This is a genomic window from Marinobacter sp. F4216 (assembly GCF_019931195.1).
GTDB lineage: Bacteria > Pseudomonadota > Gammaproteobacteria > Pseudomonadales > Oleiphilaceae > Marinobacter > Marinobacter suaedae.
In genome coordinates, this window is record NZ_JAIOUO010000009.1 from 116,074 (window position 1) to 131,385 (window position 15,312).

Annotated in this window: 16 protein-coding genes; 11 read left to right on the forward strand and 5 right to left on the reverse strand. The window is 57.8% G+C overall.

What is annotated here, in order from left to right:
* Nucleotides 1–63: 63 nt before the first annotated feature.
* Both K8I84_RS16510 and K8I84_RS16515 read left to right on the forward strand, forming a co-directional pair.
* Nucleotides 64–405: a DUF2782 domain-containing protein gene (locus K8I84_RS16510; RefSeq protein ID WP_223795871.1), complete on the forward strand. Its 342-nt coding sequence runs from the start codon at nt 64–66 to the stop codon at nt 403–405.
* Between the two features lie 259 nt (nt 406–664).
* Nucleotides 665–1,075 (forward strand): hypothetical protein, encoded by a 411-nt coding sequence (locus tag K8I84_RS16515; RefSeq protein WP_223795872.1) that lies wholly within the window; start codon nt 665–667, stop codon nt 1,073–1,075.
* Between the two features lie 107 nt (nt 1,076–1,182).
* Here K8I84_RS16515 and K8I84_RS16520 read toward each other — a convergent pair whose 3' ends face one another.
* A complete protein-coding gene (locus K8I84_RS16520; protein WP_223795873.1) occupies nt 1,183–1,836 on the reverse strand; it encodes a DUF4124 domain-containing protein in 654 nt (217 codons plus the stop codon).
* A gap of 2 nt (nt 1,837–1,838) precedes the next feature.
* On the reverse strand, nt 1,839–2,477 hold the full coding sequence (gene pyrE / locus K8I84_RS16525; RefSeq protein ID WP_223795874.1) for an orotate phosphoribosyltransferase: 639 nt from the start codon (nt 2,475–2,477) through the stop codon (nt 1,839–1,841).
* Between the two features lie 81 nt (nt 2,478–2,558).
* Between pyrE and K8I84_RS16530 the strand changes: the two genes are divergently transcribed.
* A complete protein-coding gene (locus tag K8I84_RS16530) occupies nt 2,559–3,365 on the forward strand; it encodes an exodeoxyribonuclease III (RefSeq protein ID WP_223795875.1) in 807 nt (268 codons plus the stop codon).
* Nucleotides 3,366–3,407: 42 nt separating this feature from the next.
* On the opposite strand, the gene rph is transcribed toward K8I84_RS16530, so the two are convergent.
* Nucleotides 3,408–4,124, reverse strand: coding sequence for a ribonuclease PH (gene rph, locus K8I84_RS16535; RefSeq protein WP_223795876.1), 717 nt, complete (start codon nt 4,122–4,124; stop codon nt 3,408–3,410).
* A gap of 168 nt (nt 4,125–4,292) precedes the next feature.
* On the opposite strand from rph, the gene K8I84_RS16540 reads away from it, so the two are divergent.
* The 5 genes from K8I84_RS16540 (at nt 4,293) to K8I84_RS16560 (ending at nt 8,971) form a co-directional block, all read left to right on the forward strand.
* Nucleotides 4,293–5,159, forward strand: coding sequence for a YicC/YloC family endoribonuclease (locus K8I84_RS16540; RefSeq protein WP_223795877.1), 867 nt, complete (start codon nt 4,293–4,295; stop codon nt 5,157–5,159).
* A gap of 107 nt (nt 5,160–5,266) precedes the next feature.
* Nucleotides 5,267–5,893, forward strand: a complete 627-nt coding sequence (gene gmk / locus K8I84_RS16545) for a guanylate kinase (RefSeq protein ID WP_223795878.1) — start codon at nt 5,267–5,269, stop codon at nt 5,891–5,893.
* A 90-nt stretch (nt 5,894–5,983) separates the two neighbouring features.
* Nucleotides 5,984–6,196, forward strand: a complete 213-nt coding sequence (gene rpoZ / locus K8I84_RS16550; protein WP_206645167.1) for a DNA-directed RNA polymerase subunit omega — start codon at nt 5,984–5,986, stop codon at nt 6,194–6,196.
* Nucleotides 6,197–6,361: 165 nt separating this feature from the next.
* Nucleotides 6,362–8,506, forward strand: a complete 2,145-nt coding sequence (locus K8I84_RS16555; RefSeq protein WP_223795879.1) for a RelA/SpoT family protein — start codon at nt 6,362–6,364, stop codon at nt 8,504–8,506.
* Between the two features lie 78 nt (nt 8,507–8,584).
* The gene (locus K8I84_RS16560; protein WP_223795880.1) at nt 8,585–8,971 is read left to right on the forward strand and encodes a RidA family protein; all 387 of its coding nucleotides are present in this window, start codon (nt 8,585–8,587) and stop codon (nt 8,969–8,971) included.
* 63 nt (nt 8,972–9,034) lie between these two features.
* On the opposite strand, the gene K8I84_RS16565 is transcribed toward K8I84_RS16560, so the two are convergent.
* Nucleotides 9,035–9,898: an NAD-dependent epimerase/dehydratase family protein gene (locus K8I84_RS16565; RefSeq protein ID WP_223795881.1), complete on the reverse strand. Its 864-nt coding sequence runs from the start codon at nt 9,896–9,898 to the stop codon at nt 9,035–9,037.
* 75 nt (nt 9,899–9,973) lie between these two features.
* Here K8I84_RS16565 and K8I84_RS16570 point away from each other — a divergent pair, with 75 nt between their 5' ends.
* The 3 genes from K8I84_RS16570 (at nt 9,974) to K8I84_RS16580 (ending at nt 14,507) form a co-directional block, all read left to right on the forward strand.
* Nucleotides 9,974–10,933, forward strand: coding sequence for a hydrogen peroxide-inducible genes activator (locus K8I84_RS16570; protein ID WP_223795882.1), 960 nt, complete (start codon nt 9,974–9,976; stop codon nt 10,931–10,933).
* 8 nt (nt 10,934–10,941) lie between these two features.
* Nucleotides 10,942–13,017, forward strand: a complete 2,076-nt coding sequence (gene recG, locus K8I84_RS16575) for an ATP-dependent DNA helicase RecG (protein WP_223795883.1) — start codon at nt 10,942–10,944, stop codon at nt 13,015–13,017.
* A gap of 134 nt (nt 13,018–13,151) precedes the next feature.
* Nucleotides 13,152–14,507 (forward strand): aminoacyl-tRNA deacylase and HDOD domain-containing protein, encoded by a 1,356-nt coding sequence (locus tag K8I84_RS16580; RefSeq protein ID WP_223795884.1) that lies wholly within the window; start codon nt 13,152–13,154, stop codon nt 14,505–14,507.
* Between the two features lie 322 nt (nt 14,508–14,829).
* Here the strand turns inward: K8I84_RS16580 and K8I84_RS16585 are convergent, their stop codons facing one another.
* Nucleotides 14,830–15,294 (reverse strand): DUF2489 domain-containing protein, encoded by a 465-nt coding sequence (locus K8I84_RS16585; protein ID WP_223795885.1) that lies wholly within the window; start codon nt 15,292–15,294, stop codon nt 14,830–14,832.
* Nucleotides 15,295–15,312 lie beyond the last annotated feature (18 nt).

Below are 15,312 nucleotides of genomic sequence, written 5' to 3' on the forward strand. Positions count from 1 at the left end.
TGAAGCGTGGGTTGGCTTGTGCAACTCTGTACGGAATTCGAATGGCAGAAGGGTACCACGAAAATGAAGCCAATCGCTTTCTCCCTCGGCGGCCTGATGATTGTGCTTTCGATGGCGGTTTCGGCCCAGGACAGCGGGGTGCTGGATGAGAATCTGGTTCAGACTCCGGACGAACCGGTGGTGATTACCGACTACGCGCCCGACGGTGATGCGCCCCAGATTGTCATCCGGCCGGGCGATGATGCGGTGTTCTATGAATACCGGGTCAACGGCCAGATTGTCGAAATCAAGGTGGTGCCGGAAGTCGGACCTGAATACTACCTCGTGCCGAGCGACGGCGGTGGTTGGATTCGGGAAACTGAGTCCGACATGCTGGTGCCCAGCTGGGTGCTGTTCCGCTGGTAAGGACCCTGGTCCCACCTCCCCCTTGTTTTAGTTCGGCGCAGAGGATTTCTGCCTTTCACGGTTCGAACAAAACACTCTCCAGGGCGCGGATATCAGGACCATGGCAGCCGGGTAAAACTACGTATCGCCCATGGCTTTGCTTTTAGTATGAACATTCTAATTTTTCTCCGTAACATGAAGGTCGGATATCAGAGAAGGTCGGCAGTTTTAGCTTGGTCGCCTGACTCTAAGCACTTTCAGAAAACCAAGGAGAAATGACATGGGTAAACTCAAGACTTACCAGGAACAGATTCAGGAAATCGTCGAGAAAGGCATCAACACTGCTGAAGAAAAGCAGAAAGAGCTGTCTGCCATGCCGTTCGACTACGCCGAAAAGCTGGAAGCTGAAGTTCGCGAATACACCATCAAGAGCCTGCGTGAGCGCTACGATGGCTACAGCGAAACTCTGTTCGAGCAGCTGCGCAACCTGAACACCCGCTTCGGTGGCTTTGCTGCTGAGCTGGTTGCCAAGCTGGAAAAAGAAGCCGCAGAAGGCGCTGACGCTGTAGCCGAAACTGCTGAAGACGTCGCTGAGGCCGCTGAAGACGTCAAGAAGACGGTTTCAGCCAAGAAGCCGGCGGCTCGCAAGACCAAGGCTTCTGCTGCCAAGAAGTCTACAGCTTCTGCCTAAGCCCGGTTGCGGTCGTCCGAGCTAAAAAGTTTGGATGACATTGAAGTGAAAAGGGCAGCGTGTGATGCGCTGCCCTTTTTTAATCCCGGATTTCCGGAGTTTCGTTGTTACTGCGTCGATGAGATTTCGAGCGGCAGAGTGCGAGGTTCGCCGGTTACTTCTTCCAGCCGACTGATATCGGCCTCGAAATCTTCGCGGACCCGATCAATGTCTGCGTTCTGGTTGCTGATTTCGCCCTCAAGTTCATCAATCTGGCTTTCGAGGCGGCGAATTTTTTCGAGCATGGCATCCGGGATATCCCGGCCGGCTCTTTCCAGATCCGCAGCGCGACCCTGCTCGCTTTCTAGTTGGCTGGCAAGGACGGAAATATTGCCGCGTTTAATCTGGATCAGGCCTTCGAGCTGTCGAACCTTCCGGTGCATGGCTTCGACTGCCTGATCCGGATGGCTGTACCGGCGCAGGAGTTGGCGGTCTTGTTCCTGTTGAATCTTCAGCGCTTCCTGCCGCTGCTTTTCCGCTTCCCGGGCGGCAATTTCTTCAGCCGTCGGTGCGGGTGCGACCGTATCAATGACGCGCCCACTGCTGCCAAGAATGTCGTATCCACGTTTGGTGGCGGCCTGGGGAATGGTATTGCTGATGACCACCTGGCCGTTATCGTCCGTATAACGGTACATTCTGGCTTCAGCGGTGGTGGCCAGGCCCATGCTGAACGCCAGCGCAACGATGGCTGATTTGCCGGCTGGACGAGAGATGTGGGGCATGCTCAGACTCCGTAACGATCCCGATACTTGGCGACGTTGTCGGCGTGTCCGGCGAATTCCGGGTTGGCTTTCAGGTAATCCAGAATCTGTTCCAGCCGGATGATGCTGACAACCGGGATGCCGAACTGCTGCTCCACTTCCTGGATCGCAGACAATTCGCCGTTGCCCTTTTCCTGCCGATCCAGGGCAATCAGCACGCCTGCCGGTTCGGCACCGGCTTGCTGAATAAGATCAATGGACTCTCTGATGGCAGTACCTGCGGTGATGACATCATCCACAATGAGAACCTTGCCGTTTAATGGGGCGCCGACGATGTTTCCGCCCTCACCATGATCTTTCTTTTCCTTGCGGTTAAAGGCAAAAGGTTTGTTGTTACCGTCTGTTGCGAGGGCCATGGCGGTGACGGTCGCCAACGGGATGCCCTTATAGGCCGGTCCGAAAATGATGTCATAATTCAACTGGCTGCGTTCGATTGCAGCGGCATAGGCCTTGCTTAGTTGAAGAAGATCGTCGCCCGTATTGAACAGCCCTGCATTGAAAAAATAGGGGCTGGTGCGTCCGGACTTGAGTGTGAACTCTCCAAAACGGAGAACATTTCGACGGATGGCGAATTCAATGAAAGTCTTCTGATAGTCGTGCATGGCAAGGCTTCTGGCGGGGTTGTATCTTTAATTAAGACGTAAAAACGGTATCATACACACAAACCTAATCAGGGAACACGTATGCGGGTAGTATCAATCAGTGTGAACGGGCTCGCCCGGGCCGTTGATCAGGGTTTTTTTGAGTGGTTGGCCGGTCAGGATGCGGATGTTGTCTGCGTCCAGGATCACCGCATGCGGGCCTATGAAATCGAGAACATGGGGCTGATCCCGGAAGGGTACGAGGCCTACTTCATCGATGGCGAGAAAAACGAGCACGGTGGTGTGGGTATCTACACCCGTCATTTCCCCAAGGCCATCATGTACGGCTATGGCAACGAACTGGCAGACCGTGAAGGGCGCTTTATCCAGGCGGACTTCGACAAGGTGTCGGTGGCCTGTGTCCTGGCGCCCTGTGCCCTTGGCCGCGAAGACGAGCTGGTCGGTGAGGACGATCTCACCGAGCTGGATCACAAAGATGAGTTCCTGGATGGCTTCGGGCTGCATCTGCAGAAAACCCTGCGCAAGCGACGCCAGTTTATTTTCTGTGCCAACCTCCAGACCGCTCACCACGTCACCGACGCCAGTCCGCTGTACCACAAACGTGATTTCTCCGGATTCCTGCCCCACGAGCGTGCATGGTTGGATCGTTTGATTGACGAGCTGGGCTGTGTGGATGCGTTTCGCGAAATCAACAAGCAGAGCGGGCAATATTCCTGGTGGCCAGAGCAAACCGAAGGTTCTCGACGCAGTGCCGGTATCCGGGTGGACTACCAGCTCCTGACGCCGGGTATTCGCAAGACCATTCTCGATGGCTGGATTGACGACTCGACCCGTTTTTCCGATCACGCCCCGGTGATCATGGACTACGATATCGACATCGGATTCTGAGAAGCCGGGCTGTCGCTGCGACAGCCCGAGTCCTGTCTTTTATTAGCCGGCTAACGCGGCTTTCTGAATTTCGAAGATCCTATCAATACCCTGTTTGGCCAGAATCAGCATCTGGTCCAGCTCCTCCTGAGCAAACGGTGCACCCTCAGCGGTCCCCTGGATTTCGATAAAGCCGCCCTGGTCCGTCATGATCACGTTCATGTCGGTTTCGGCTTCGGAGTCTTCCGGGTAGTCGAGGTCCACCACTGGCTCTCCCTTGTAAACGCCAACTGACAGTGCCGCGATCATCTGCTTGAGAGGGGATTTGGCGAGGCGCTTTGCCGCGACCAGATAGTTCAGGGCGTCCACCAGCGCGACGCATCCGCCGGTGATGGCTGCCGTGCGCGTGCCGCCATCGGCCTGAATGACATCGCAGTCAACCGTGATGGTGTGCTCGCCCAAGGCACTCAGGTCGACGGCCGCGCGGAGGGAGCGGCCAATAAGACGCTGGATCTCAACGGTGCGTCCGCCCTGCTTGCCTCGTGCCGCTTCCCGGCCCATGCGGCTGCCAGTGGAGCGGGGAAGCATGCCGTATTCGGCGGTGATCCAGCCTTTGCCTTCGCCGCGCAGGAAGGGCGGGACTTTGTTTTCAACAGAGGCAGTGCAGATCACTTTGGTGTCGCCGAACTCAACCAGAACGGAACCCTCGGCATGGCGGGTGTAATTCCGGGTGATACGAACGTCTCTGGGCTGTTCGGGTGTTCTGCCACTTGGTCGCATAGTCATTCCTGAAGGTTTGGTCGGGGCCGGCGTTGATAGGCCGGCGAGGTGAATGGAACAGGAGCGGGAGTATAACACGCTGCGAATCTCTCGCAGGCCGGGCGGTCGCCCGCACCAGTACGGGCCTGCTACACTCTTTGCATTTCCTCGATCAGAATTGGAGTGTCCATGATCAGAAGCATGACCGCCTTCGCCCGAAGTGATACCCAGGGTGAGTGGGGAACCCTCACCTGCGAGATCCGGACGGTGAACCACCGGTACCTGGAGCCTTCCTTTCGGTTGCCGGACGTATTACGGGAGCTTGAGAACAGCTTTCGGGAAGCGCTTCGAAAGCACCTTAAGCGGGGCAAGGTGGATGTGACCATGCGGCTGCAGTCGGCGGAGCAGGTCTCTGACAGTCTGGACGTAAATGAGGATCTGGTTCGGGCTGTCGGTCAGGCGGCCGCCAGGGTGAGTGGTCTTCTGGATAACCCGGCCCCGATCGACACGCTCGATGTCCTCCGGTGGCCCGGTGTGCTGTCAGTAGCGGAGCAAGATTTCAGTGAGGCCCGGGAAGCTGCGTCTGGTCTGTTTGATCAGGTGCTGGCGGAGCTGGTCAACGTGCGCGAGCGGGAGGGGGAGCGCCTGCGGCCGCTGTTCAGTGAGCGACTCGAGACCATTACCCGGCAGGTGGCTGAAGTCCGGTCCCTGATGCCAGAGTTGCTCAAGGCCCAGGAGCGGGTGCTCCGGGATCGGTTTGAAAAGGCCAGGGTGGAGCTGGAGCCAGAACGGGTTGCCCAGGAAATGGTAATGCTGGCCCAGAAGTGCGATGTGGCCGAAGAGCTGGATCGGCTGGATGCTCACGTCAGTGAAGTGACCGACACCCTGGCCAGTGACGCCGCTATTGGGCGCCGCCTCGATTTCCTGATGCAGGAACTCAATCGCGAAGCCAACACCCTCAGCAGTAAAAGCATTGACGCCCGGGTAACGCGCACGGCGGTCGACCTCAAGGTGCTGATCGAGCAGATGCGTGAGCAGGTGCAGAATCTGGAGTAGCTGCGAGGCAGCGTCGTTATCCGTATAATCTCGCGCTTTTATTCGCGGCGGGCCGGCCACCTTGGGTGAGGCCCGGTCGACATTATTCAAGTGGGAGTGAGACAAACATGAGTGAGGCAGGTGAACAGGGCACGTTGTACGTGATCTCGGCGCCCTCGGGTGCGGGCAAGACCAGCCTGGTGGCCGCCATGCTGGAGGCGGACAGCAAACTGGGCGTCTCTGTATCTCACACCACCCGGCCCTTGCGTACCGGTGAACAGGATGGCGTGAATTACCATTTCGTGGCGCGAGATGAGTTCGAGGCCATGATTGCCAGGGGTGATTTTCTGGAACACGCGGATGTGTTCGGTAATTACTACGGCACCTCCCAGGTCTGGGTGCGTGAAACTCTGGCCAGTGGCCGCGATGTCATTCTGGAAATCGACTGGCAGGGGGCCGAGCAGGTTCGCCGCCTGATGCCGGAATGCGTGAGCATTTTCATTGTGCCGCCGTCACCCGAAGCACTTCGGGAGCGCCTGACCGGGCGTGGAACGGATGCGCCCGATGTGGTGGAGCGCCGTCTGGCGGAAGCGTCAGAAGAGTGCCGTCATGCCCTGGAATTTGATTATCTGGTGGTGAACGACCAGTTTGAGGAGGCGCTGGCCGATCTGCTGGCTATCGCAAGGTCCCAGCGGACCCGTATGGGTGTCCAGCAATATCGCCATCAGGCCCTGCTGGCCGGGCTGTCTGATTGAATCTGGTGCCCCTCTTGCTGTATACAAAGTGAACCGGGGAAAGTACACTACGCGGTCTTCTGATTTGGTCTGTTAATTTTCGGGGATAATATGGCACGAGTTACTGTTGAAGATTGCCTGGAACACGTTGATAACCGCTTCGAGTTGGTGATGCTGGCTACCAAGCGTTCTCGTCAGATTGCTACCAAAGGTGCTGAGCCGATGGTGCAGGAAGAAAACGACAAGCCGACCGTGCTCGCCCTGCGTGAAATTGCTGAAGGCAAGGTCAGCCGGACCATTCTCGACGAGACCGACGACGAATAAGATCGGGCAGGTAGAATTACGTACCTGGCTGAAACGGCGTTGATCTTCTGCTGCACGTTTTTATAGTGTATCTATAACGAAGACGTTGTAGGCAGGATCAGGAAGAACCCGGATGCGTGCATTCGGGTTTTTTTGTCCCTGATCATCGAAGAGTGGGGAGGCGCGGTGTCGACGGAAGCAACGGTAGAAGGGCTGGCGAAAGAGCTCAGTACCTATCTTGATACCAGCCGCATCAATCAGGTGCGGCGAGCCTACTATTACGCCGAGCAAGCCCACGAAGGGCAGATGCGAAAAAGCGGCGATCGCTACATTACCCACCCCCTGGCAGTCGCCGGCATTCTGGCCGGTCTTCGTCTGGATCACCAGACGCTCATGGCTGCCATGCTACACGATGTGATCGAAGATACCGGCATCCCCAAGGACGCCCTGTCCGAGCAGTTCGGTGATGATGTGGCTGAACTGGTGGATGGCGTCAGCAAGCTTACCCAGATTGAGTTCCGTTCCCGGGCCGAGGCCCAGGCCGAGAATTTCCAGAAAATGACGCTCGCCATGGCCAGGGATATCCGGGTCATCCTTGTCAAGCTGGCGGACCGCCTGCATAACATGCGCACCCTCGGGCCCATGCCCTACGAGAAACGCCAGCGCATCGCGACTGAAACCCTGGATATCTATGCGCCCATTGCCAATCGTCTGGGTATGCATTCCATTTGTACCGAACTGGAAGATCTCGGGTTTTCTTCCCTGTACCCCATGCGGTCGAAGTACATCTCCAAGGCAGTACAGAAGCTGCGGGGCAGTCACCGGGAAATTATCGAAGAGATTCGCGGAAAATTGGAAGAAAAGCTGGATGAACGAGGCCTGCCGGGACGAATTATCGGGCGTGAGAAACACCTGAACAGCATCTACAACAAGATGAAGTTCAAGCAGAAGTCGTTCCACGAAATCATGGATGTGTACGCCTTCCGGATTATCACTGACACCGAAGACGACTGCTATCGCATACTTGGTGCCGTCCACAACCTCTACAAGCCGTTGCCGGGCCGCTTCAAAGATTACATTGCCATGCCCAAGGCCAATGGCTACCAGTCCTTGCACACAACGCTTTTTGGCATGCATGTGCACATTGAAATCCAGATCCGTACCGAGGAAATGGAGCACATTGCCAACAACGGTATTGCGGCGCACTGGATGTACAAGGATCAGGGTAGCGGTGTTACCAGTGTGAACCAGGCCCGTGTGGACCGCTGGGTAAAAGGTCTGATGGAAATGCGCGAGCGCGCGGAGGACTCCCAGGAATTCATCGAGCACGTGAAGGTGGATCTGTTCCCCGATGAAATCTACGTGTTCACCCCCAAGGGCAAAATCATGGAACTGCCGAGCGGCTCAACGCCGGTGGACTTTGCCTACGCCATTCATACCGATATAGGCAATGCGGCCGTGGCGTGCCGGGTTAACCGGAACCTTGGCTCTCTTAGTCAGCCACTGGAGAGTGGTCAGACCGTTGAGGTCATCACGGCGCCCGGTGCCCGACCCAATCCGGCCTGGCTGGGCTTTGTGGTTACCGGCAAAGCCAGAAGCAGTATTCGTCACACGCTCAAGAGTCAGAAGCGTGCCGAGTCCCTGGAGCTGGGCAAGACCCTGCTGAAAAAATCGCTCAAGGGCTTTGGTGCCAATCTGTCGGATATCAGTGATGCCCAGGTTCAGGCGGTGGTCAGCCACAACCAGGTGAACAGCTTTGACGACCTGGTGAGTGAAATCGGATTGGGCAACCGTATGGCCTATCTGGTTGCCCGGCAGCTTCTGTCCGGCTCCGAAGAAACTGCGGAAGTCAACGTCACCAAGGAACGTGGCAGTAATGGCGAGCAGAGTCCGGTGACCATTCGCGGTGTGGAAGGGTTGCTGGTGCGGTGTGCCAGCTGCTGCAAACCTATCCCGGGCGACCCGGTGGTCGGTATCATGGATTCGGGCAGGGGAATGGTGATTCACTCCGATACCTGCGTGCGCCTGCCAGCCGATGACGAAGGCCGAGCCCGGTTGACCCATCTGAACTGGGCGAAAGATATTACCGATGAGTTCTCGGTCGACCTGAAAGTGGAGCTTGTGCGCAAGCGAGGCGTTATTGCAGAAGTGGCTAATGCTGTCGCCATTGCCGATGGCAACATCGAGCGCATCAACGTCGAGGAGCAGAACGCCAAGTTCAGTGTTGTCAGCCTGGTGTTGCACGTTCAGGGCCGGAGGCACCTGGCCCGCGTGATGAGACGGGTACGCAACATTCGTGCGGTGACTCACATCAGCCGGGTCCGCCACTGATCTGCTACTTGGGTCTGGTTGACACTGGTCGGCTTCAGAGGGGAGGATGGTCGTTTTGAAGAGAGGAAGTTTCAAATCATGACCAATAAGTCCATTATCCAGACAGATCAGGCACCTCAGGCGATCGGTCCTTATTCTCAGGCAGTGAAGGCGGGCGATACCGTATACCTGTCAGGCCAGATTCCGCTGGTGCCAGAAACTATGGAACTGGTTGAGGGCGACTTTGCCGCCAACACCCGCCAGGTTTTCGAAAATCTGAAAGCCGTGTGTGAGGCAGCTGGTGGTGGCCTGAAAGACATCGTTAAGCTGAATATCTTCATGACCGACCTGGCTAACTTTGCCACGGTCAATGAAATCATGGCGACTTACTTCCAGGAACCGTACCCGGCTCGAGCGGCCGTCGGTGTGGCCGCCCTGCCCAAGGGTGTGCCCATTGAAATGGAAGCCGTCATGGTGCTGAGCTAACATCTGACGGACAGCCATTAAAAGGGCGGCCTCTGTGCCGCCCTTTTAATTGCCCAAAGAACATCAGTGACCCATCATTTCCCGGTAACCGGCCCTGAAATCCGGGTAGTCAAACCGGAAGCCGGTGTCGAGTAACCTCTGGTTTCGGCAGCGCTTGCTGCCTGCCCGCCCGCCTTTCCGGGCACCCTCCACAGGGTCAGCGCAGGGCACCTGTTCCCTGACCCAGCCGACGACGGCATCCAGCCTTGCCGGCTCGCAATCGCTTGCAAGGTAAATGTCCTCCAGAGGCGTTCCCGCCAGGCTCAACGTCACCAGGTGTTCGACCACCCTGGCGGCGTCCGCCTCGTGTATCCGGTTACTGAACGGAGCAGGAGAGCTCGGGTTCATCCCCCCCTCGATCACTTCCTCCAGAAAGCGCCGTCTCGATGGCCCGTAGATGCCGCTGAAGCGCACCACGGTGGCGGGGTGCCCACTGTTCAGGGCAGCCTGCTCTCCGTGCAGTATCTGCTCGCCACTGGGTCGTGCGGGCCGTGTGGGGCTGCTCTCGTCCACCCAGCTGTCGTCGTCCTGTGAGTAAACGCTGGTACTGCTGATGAAAATCAGTCGGGTCAGCGAATGTGGCGGGATTTCTGCCAGCAAGTTGGTCAGACCGGTCACGTAGGCGTCCCGGTAGCCCTGTTGGTCGTAGCTGGCCGGCGTAAGGCAATAGATAACGACGTTGAGGTTATCCGGCAGGATGCCGGCCAGGGTGTCCGGTTTGCTCAGATCGGCCCGGACACCCTGGACGCCTTCGGGAACCCGGTCCGGATTTCGCCGCAAGCCAAAGACTTTGGCGGACGTGGACAGGCGCTGCGCAATGGCCCCGCCAAGCTTACCGCAGCCGGCAACCAGGATCCGGGGAGGCTGAGTGGGTTCATACGTTGCCATAGGCTTTATCAATCCTTATGCTGTGGCTCATAAATAAGTAAAAGCTGGTTTGCCAGACTGTGACCGGAGTTCGTCATGACACTCACAGAGCTACGATACGTTGTTACCCTCGCCCGGGAAAAGCATTTTGGCCGCGCTGCTGAGCGCTGTCATGTTAGCCAGCCCACCCTGAGCGTTGCGGTTAAAAAGCTTGAAGAGGAGCTGGGTGTGCCCCTCTTTGAGCGAAGCAAGAGCAGCATCCGGGTCACCGAAACCGGCCAGCGAATCATCGAACAGGCACAGCGGGTTCTGGACCAGGTCGGCGTCATCAAGGATATGGCTCAGGATGGCAAGAATCAGCTTAACTCCCCGCTCAAAGTGGGTGCCATCTACACCATCGGGCCCTACCTGTTCCCGCACCTGTTGCCGGAGCTCCGGCGTGCGGCGCCGGAGATGCCCCTCTACATCGAGGAAAATTATACGGCCGATCTGCGTCAGAAACTGCGTCGGTCCGAACTGGACGCGATCATCATCGCCCTCCCGTTCGAAGAGCCGGAAGTGGTGACCCTGCCGTTGTACGATGAGCCGTTTGTGGTGTTGTTGCCCGCCGCCCATCCGCTGGCGAAGAAAGAACAGCTGACACCCGAAGAGCTGGCCAAGGAACAACTGCTGCTGTTAGGCCCCGGTCACTGTTTCCGGGACCAGGTGCTGGAGTCCTGCCCGCCTCTGGTCGAAGCCGTCACCCGCAAGGCCGATGCGACCGAACCGGCATTGGTCACCGAGGGCAGCTCCCTGGAAACCATCCGCCACATGGTAGCCTCGGGTCTGGGGATTACCGTCCTGCCCCTGTCGGCGGCGACGGCCATGCATTATCCGGACGACATCATCGCCGTTCGCCGGTTTTCCTCGCCCGTTCCTTTCCGCACCGTGGCACTGGCCTGGCGGGTGACCTTCCCGCGGCCCAAGGCCATCGATATGCTTTCGCTGGCGGCCAGCCAGTGCCGGGTCATCGAGAAGGCAAAGTCGGAAACCCCCGCCGTGGCTGAGCAGGCCTGACCCGCCTCATGGTGTCGCTGGAAGACATCCCGGTCACCGAGTTGAAGGGGGTCGGCGGCGCTCTCGCAGACAAGCTGGCCAGGCTCGGCATCTCGTCTCTGCAGGACCTGCTGTTCCACCTGCCGCACCGCTATGAAGACCGAACCCGCCTGATGCCCATCGGTAGCTTGCGAATCGGGGATGTGGCACTGGTGGAAGGGGAAGTCATGAAGGCCGACCTGGTCATGGGTCGGCGTCGAAGCCTGCAGGTGACCCTCAAAGATGACAGTGGTTTCCTCGCGCTGCGGTTTTTTCATTTCAATGCCGCCCAGAAAAAGCAGCTGAGTGAGGGTTCCCGGGTCCGCTGCTTCGGTGAGGTGAGGCCCGGCCGTGCCGGTTTCGAGTTTTACCATCCCGAGTACCAGGTGAATCCCCCTCCCATGCCCGCTGAAGGGCAGGCCACACTGACGCCGGTCTATCCGCTCACCGAAGGCATACAGCAGCCCAGAATTCGTGCCCTGTGCCAACAGGCACTGGGTTATCTGAAGCGTTTTCCCGTTCGGGACTGGTTGCCTGCCCCATTATTGGCGGATTATCAGTTGCCCGACATCAACGACGCCATTCAGACTGTTCACTCACCGCCGGCCCATGCGCCGGTCCATCTCCTGGTCGAAGGCAAGCATCCGGCCCAGCAGCGACTGGTCATGGAAGAATTGCTGGCGCACCAGTTGAGTCTGCTCAAGGTGCGGCAACAGATTCAGCAGCGCGAGGCTCTGCCGTTGCTGCCATCGGGTGACCTGGTGGAACGGTTTCTGGAATACCTGCCTTTCCAGCTGACTCAGGCACAGCGACACGTCGTTGCTGATATCCGGCAGGACTTGAGCCAGCCTCTGCCCATGCTGCGTCTGGTGCAGGGGGACGTGGGTTCCGGTAAAACGGTGGTCGCGGCCCTGGCGGCACTGCAGGTTTTGAGCGCCGGGGCCCAAGTGGCGTTGATGGCGCCAACTGAAATTCTGGCGGAGCAGCACCTGAATAATTTTCGGGCCTGGCTGGAGCCACTGGGTATTCAGTTGGCCTGGTTGTCCGGGAAAGTAAAGGGCAAGGCCCGCCTGGACGCGCTGGAGGCAGTCCGTTCCGGGGCTGCCCAGGTTGTGATCGGCACACACGCTCTGTTTCAGGACGACGTTGAATTTCAGCGACTGGCACTGGTGATTGTGGATGAACAGCATCGCTTCGGTGTCCACCAGCGACTGGCGCTGAGAGAGAAAGGAGTAGGCTCGCAACTGGCACCCCACCAGCTGATCATGACGGCCACCCCCATTCCCCGAACCCTGGCCATGAGTGCCTATGCGGATCTGGATACCTCTCTGATTGACGAGTTGCCCCCCGGACGCAAACCCATCGAGACCATCGTGCTTCCGGACAGTCGCCGGGAGGAGATCATCGAGCGGGTGCGTAAGGCCTGTACCCAGGGACGTCAGGCGTATTGGGTCTGTACCCTGATTGAAGAGTCCGAAGCCCTGCAGTGTCAGGCCGCTGAAGCCACGGCGGAAGAACTGGCCCGCAGGTTGCCGGAACTCAAAGTGGGCCTGGTGCATGGCCGGCTCAAGGCCACTGAAAAAGCCGAGGTCATGGACCGGTTCAAAGTGGGGGAGCTGGACTTGCTGGTGGCCACCACAGTCATCGAGGTGGGGGTGGATGTGCCGAACGCCTCCCTGATTATTATTGAAAACCCCGAGCGTCTTGGCCTGGCTCAATTGCACCAGCTGCGTGGTCGGGTAGGGCGTGGTGAACAGGCCAGTTTCTGTGTGCTGATGTACCACCCGCCTCTGTCCAACAACGGCAAGGCCCGTTTGCAGGCCCTGCGTGACAGCCAGGACGGCTTTGTGATTGCCGAAAAGGATCTGGAGATTCGTGGCCCGGGGGAAGTGTTGGGTACTCGCCAGACAGGCATGATGCAGTTCCGGCTGGCGGATTTCGAACGGGACAAGGGGTGGATTGAACCTGTTCGGGAGATGGCACCACCCTTGTTGCAGACGCCGGCCGTGGTTGATGCGCTCATCCGGCGCTGGCTGGGTGAGCGGATTCGTTACGGAGATGTCTGATTACTTGAGTGGTCTTGTACGACGTATCGGCCAAGCCGTGACGTGGGGCAGGCCCTAAAGAAAAACTTTTCGCCTCCGGGAGAAGGCGCAAGCAGATCCGATGCGGGTCATGCAGTATGATTCGGGACATAATTATGAAAAAAACCGGAGCATTTGAACGAACCCTTGAGGAGTTGTCCCCAGGCTCGTCTGTGGTTAACGACGGTCGGGCCGGTGAGTTCAACTGTCTGCGAATGGTGCTGCTTGGCGACGACCAGGGCGCGATACAACTGGTATGCCGCAAGAACGATCTGGTAGATATCGAACAAATCAATGCACACCTTGGGCGGCAGCTACAGGTGGTTGGTCGGCCCGAATCACCCCGTTTCGGCAGGAGTACGGGCGTGGTGGAGCTGCCCACACTGGCAAACTTTACCCACAGCGAAACAGTGGTTGATCCCCAGGTGGACCAGCTGTCGTCAGTGAGGCTCGAACTGGGGGAGCAAGGCCGAACGCTTCATCTGTCCGGGGAAGACTTCCAATCGCTGACAGAAGAGGCGAGACGAATAGCATTTGCAGTTTCTGTGGGCCCGAGTTTATGGAGCCTGAACGATTCAGAGCGCGATCAGAAAGAGTTTCGCCGGGCCATAACCAAGTTTACCGGTCTGCGCATCCAGCAACGGATCAAGGATATTTTAGAGTTTCCACCGCTGCCGGAAACCGCCCAGCGTATTGTTCATCTCCGGATGGACCCCAACACTGTGATGGATGATCTGGTGGATGTCGTGGAAAGCGATCCCGCTCTTGCGGCCCAGGTATTCAGCTGGGCGTCATCCTCTCCAGGCGCTCCTGTCGGACAGGTGCGCTCGGTTCATGATGCGGTCTCCAGAGTACTTGGTTTCGAACTGGTGATGAACATGGCGCTGGGGCTCGTTCTCAAACCGTCTCAGGGACACCACCCGGAAGGGTATATGGAAAGCTGGCAGCAGGCTATCTGGCAGGCTCAGGCAGCCGGTCTTTTGTGTACGCTGATGCCTTCGGGCAAACGACCCTTGTTTGGTCTTGCCTATCTGTCCGGCCTGCTGCACAACTTTGGTTTCCTGGTGTTGGGCCACGTGTTTCCCCCGCATCTCAAGCTGGTGTGTCGTTCCCTCGAGGCGAATCCCAACATCGATTCCTCGGTCATCGAACAGTATCTGCTGGGCATTACCCGCGAACAGATTGGCGCCCTGTTGATGGAAAACTGGGGGATGCCGGAGGAGGTGGCGAGCGCGCTCCGTTATCAGAAACACAGCGGTTACGATGGCCGGCACAGCGTGTACGCGAAACTGCTCTGGCTCGGTCGTCAGTTGTTGGTCGAGCGCGGTTTGTCGCCGGGTGCCAGTGAGCCGGTTCCGGCGGCCGTGTTCGAGTCTCTGGGCCTGGACGAGGCAAAGGTACATGCCCGGTTCGACGAGCTGGTGGCGAAAAAAGATACCGCGTTAGCTATGGCTGGAATGATGGCGCAGTAAGTCGTGTGATTTGCTGTCAAGCATAAAAAAGCCGGCCCATGGGCCGGCAAGCTCACCCGCTTGTTGCAGAGGTATTCACAAGAGGTATCCAAACCAATCAGGAGAAAATCGCCAAGGGTCCGTAAACCGCGTTAACTTCGCAGTACCCTATTAGTTAATTTAGACAAAGGGCGGGAAAAGGAAAGTCAGGGATTACCGACGCCAAATAATGAGCACTGTGTCACATTTCAGCGGTGGTGGAAGGTGTTGATTTCTCTTGTTGGCGACAGAGAATGATTAACTTGATAGATACAAAAGTTTACAAAAAGCCCTGCTCCAGGTCTCATGCGTCTCGAAAGGTATGTTGTCGGATGGCCGACGCCGCCTGCTGAATGGCTTCACCGTATTCTTTCTCTACTGCGAAACGTTCTTTGTCCATCTTGGCCACCAGCTTCTTGTCCGTCGCCTTTCTGGCCCGGTGGGTGGGCATGTGCTGAAGTTTGTCGTGGACCTGTTGAAATACCTGGTACGGGGATTGATCGAGCAACTCGGGCTGCACATGGTCCAGCAGCCCTTTCAAGCGCAGACACGCTTCCGAATACTCGATCTGGTCCGCTTCCACCGCCATGGCAATCACGCGAATGCTCTCGATCATGTCCGTCCGGCGCTGCTTCTGAAAGGCCTCGGCCTTTTGCTTGCGGATGCGCTGTTCCGCAACACCGGACAGCTGTCGACGAATCACGGCCAGCAGTATCACGATCACGATCAGGCCCCCAACAATCAGAGCCCACTGTAGCCACTGCGGCATGATTACCCCCTATTCAAT

Excerpts from the sequence above, each read along its gene's own strand:
- K8I84_RS16560 (WP_223795880.1), top strand. The coding sequence starts at position 8,585 with ATGACCAATAAGTCCATTATCCAGACAGATCAGGCACCTCAGGCGATC.
- gmk (WP_223795878.1), top strand. The coding sequence starts at position 5,267 with ATGAGTGAGGCAGGTGAACAGGGCACGTTGTACGTGATCTCGGCGCCC.
- K8I84_RS16565 (WP_223795881.1), bottom strand. The coding sequence starts at position 9,898 with ATGGCAACGTATGAACCCACTCAGCCTCCCCGGATCCTGGTTGCCGGC.
- recG (WP_223795883.1), top strand. The coding sequence starts at position 10,942 with ATGGTGTCGCTGGAAGACATCCCGGTCACCGAGTTGAAGGGGGTCGGC.
- K8I84_RS16530 (WP_223795875.1), top strand. The coding sequence starts at position 2,559 with ATGCGGGTAGTATCAATCAGTGTGAACGGGCTCGCCCGGGCCGTTGAT.
- K8I84_RS16510 (WP_223795871.1), top strand. The coding sequence starts at position 64 with ATGAAGCCAATCGCTTTCTCCCTCGGCGGCCTGATGATTGTGCTTTCG.
- rph (WP_223795876.1), bottom strand. The coding sequence starts at position 4,124 with ATGCGACCAAGTGGCAGAACACCCGAACAGCCCAGAGACGTTCGTATC.
- K8I84_RS16520 (WP_223795873.1), bottom strand. The coding sequence starts at position 1,836 with ATGCCCCACATCTCTCGTCCAGCCGGCAAATCAGCCATCGTTGCGCTG.
- pyrE (WP_223795874.1), bottom strand. The coding sequence starts at position 2,477 with ATGCACGACTATCAGAAGACTTTCATTGAATTCGCCATCCGTCGAAAT.
- K8I84_RS16580 (WP_223795884.1), top strand. The coding sequence starts at position 13,152 with ATGAAAAAAACCGGAGCATTTGAACGAACCCTTGAGGAGTTGTCCCCA.
- K8I84_RS16515 (WP_223795872.1), top strand. The coding sequence starts at position 665 with ATGGGTAAACTCAAGACTTACCAGGAACAGATTCAGGAAATCGTCGAG.
- K8I84_RS16570 (WP_223795882.1), top strand. The coding sequence starts at position 9,974 with ATGACACTCACAGAGCTACGATACGTTGTTACCCTCGCCCGGGAAAAG.
- rpoZ (WP_206645167.1), top strand. The coding sequence starts at position 5,984 with ATGGCACGAGTTACTGTTGAAGATTGCCTGGAACACGTTGATAACCGC.
- K8I84_RS16585 (WP_223795885.1), bottom strand. The coding sequence starts at position 15,294 with ATGCCGCAGTGGCTACAGTGGGCTCTGATTGTTGGGGGCCTGATCGTG.
- K8I84_RS16540 (WP_223795877.1), top strand. The coding sequence starts at position 4,293 with ATGATCAGAAGCATGACCGCCTTCGCCCGAAGTGATACCCAGGGTGAG.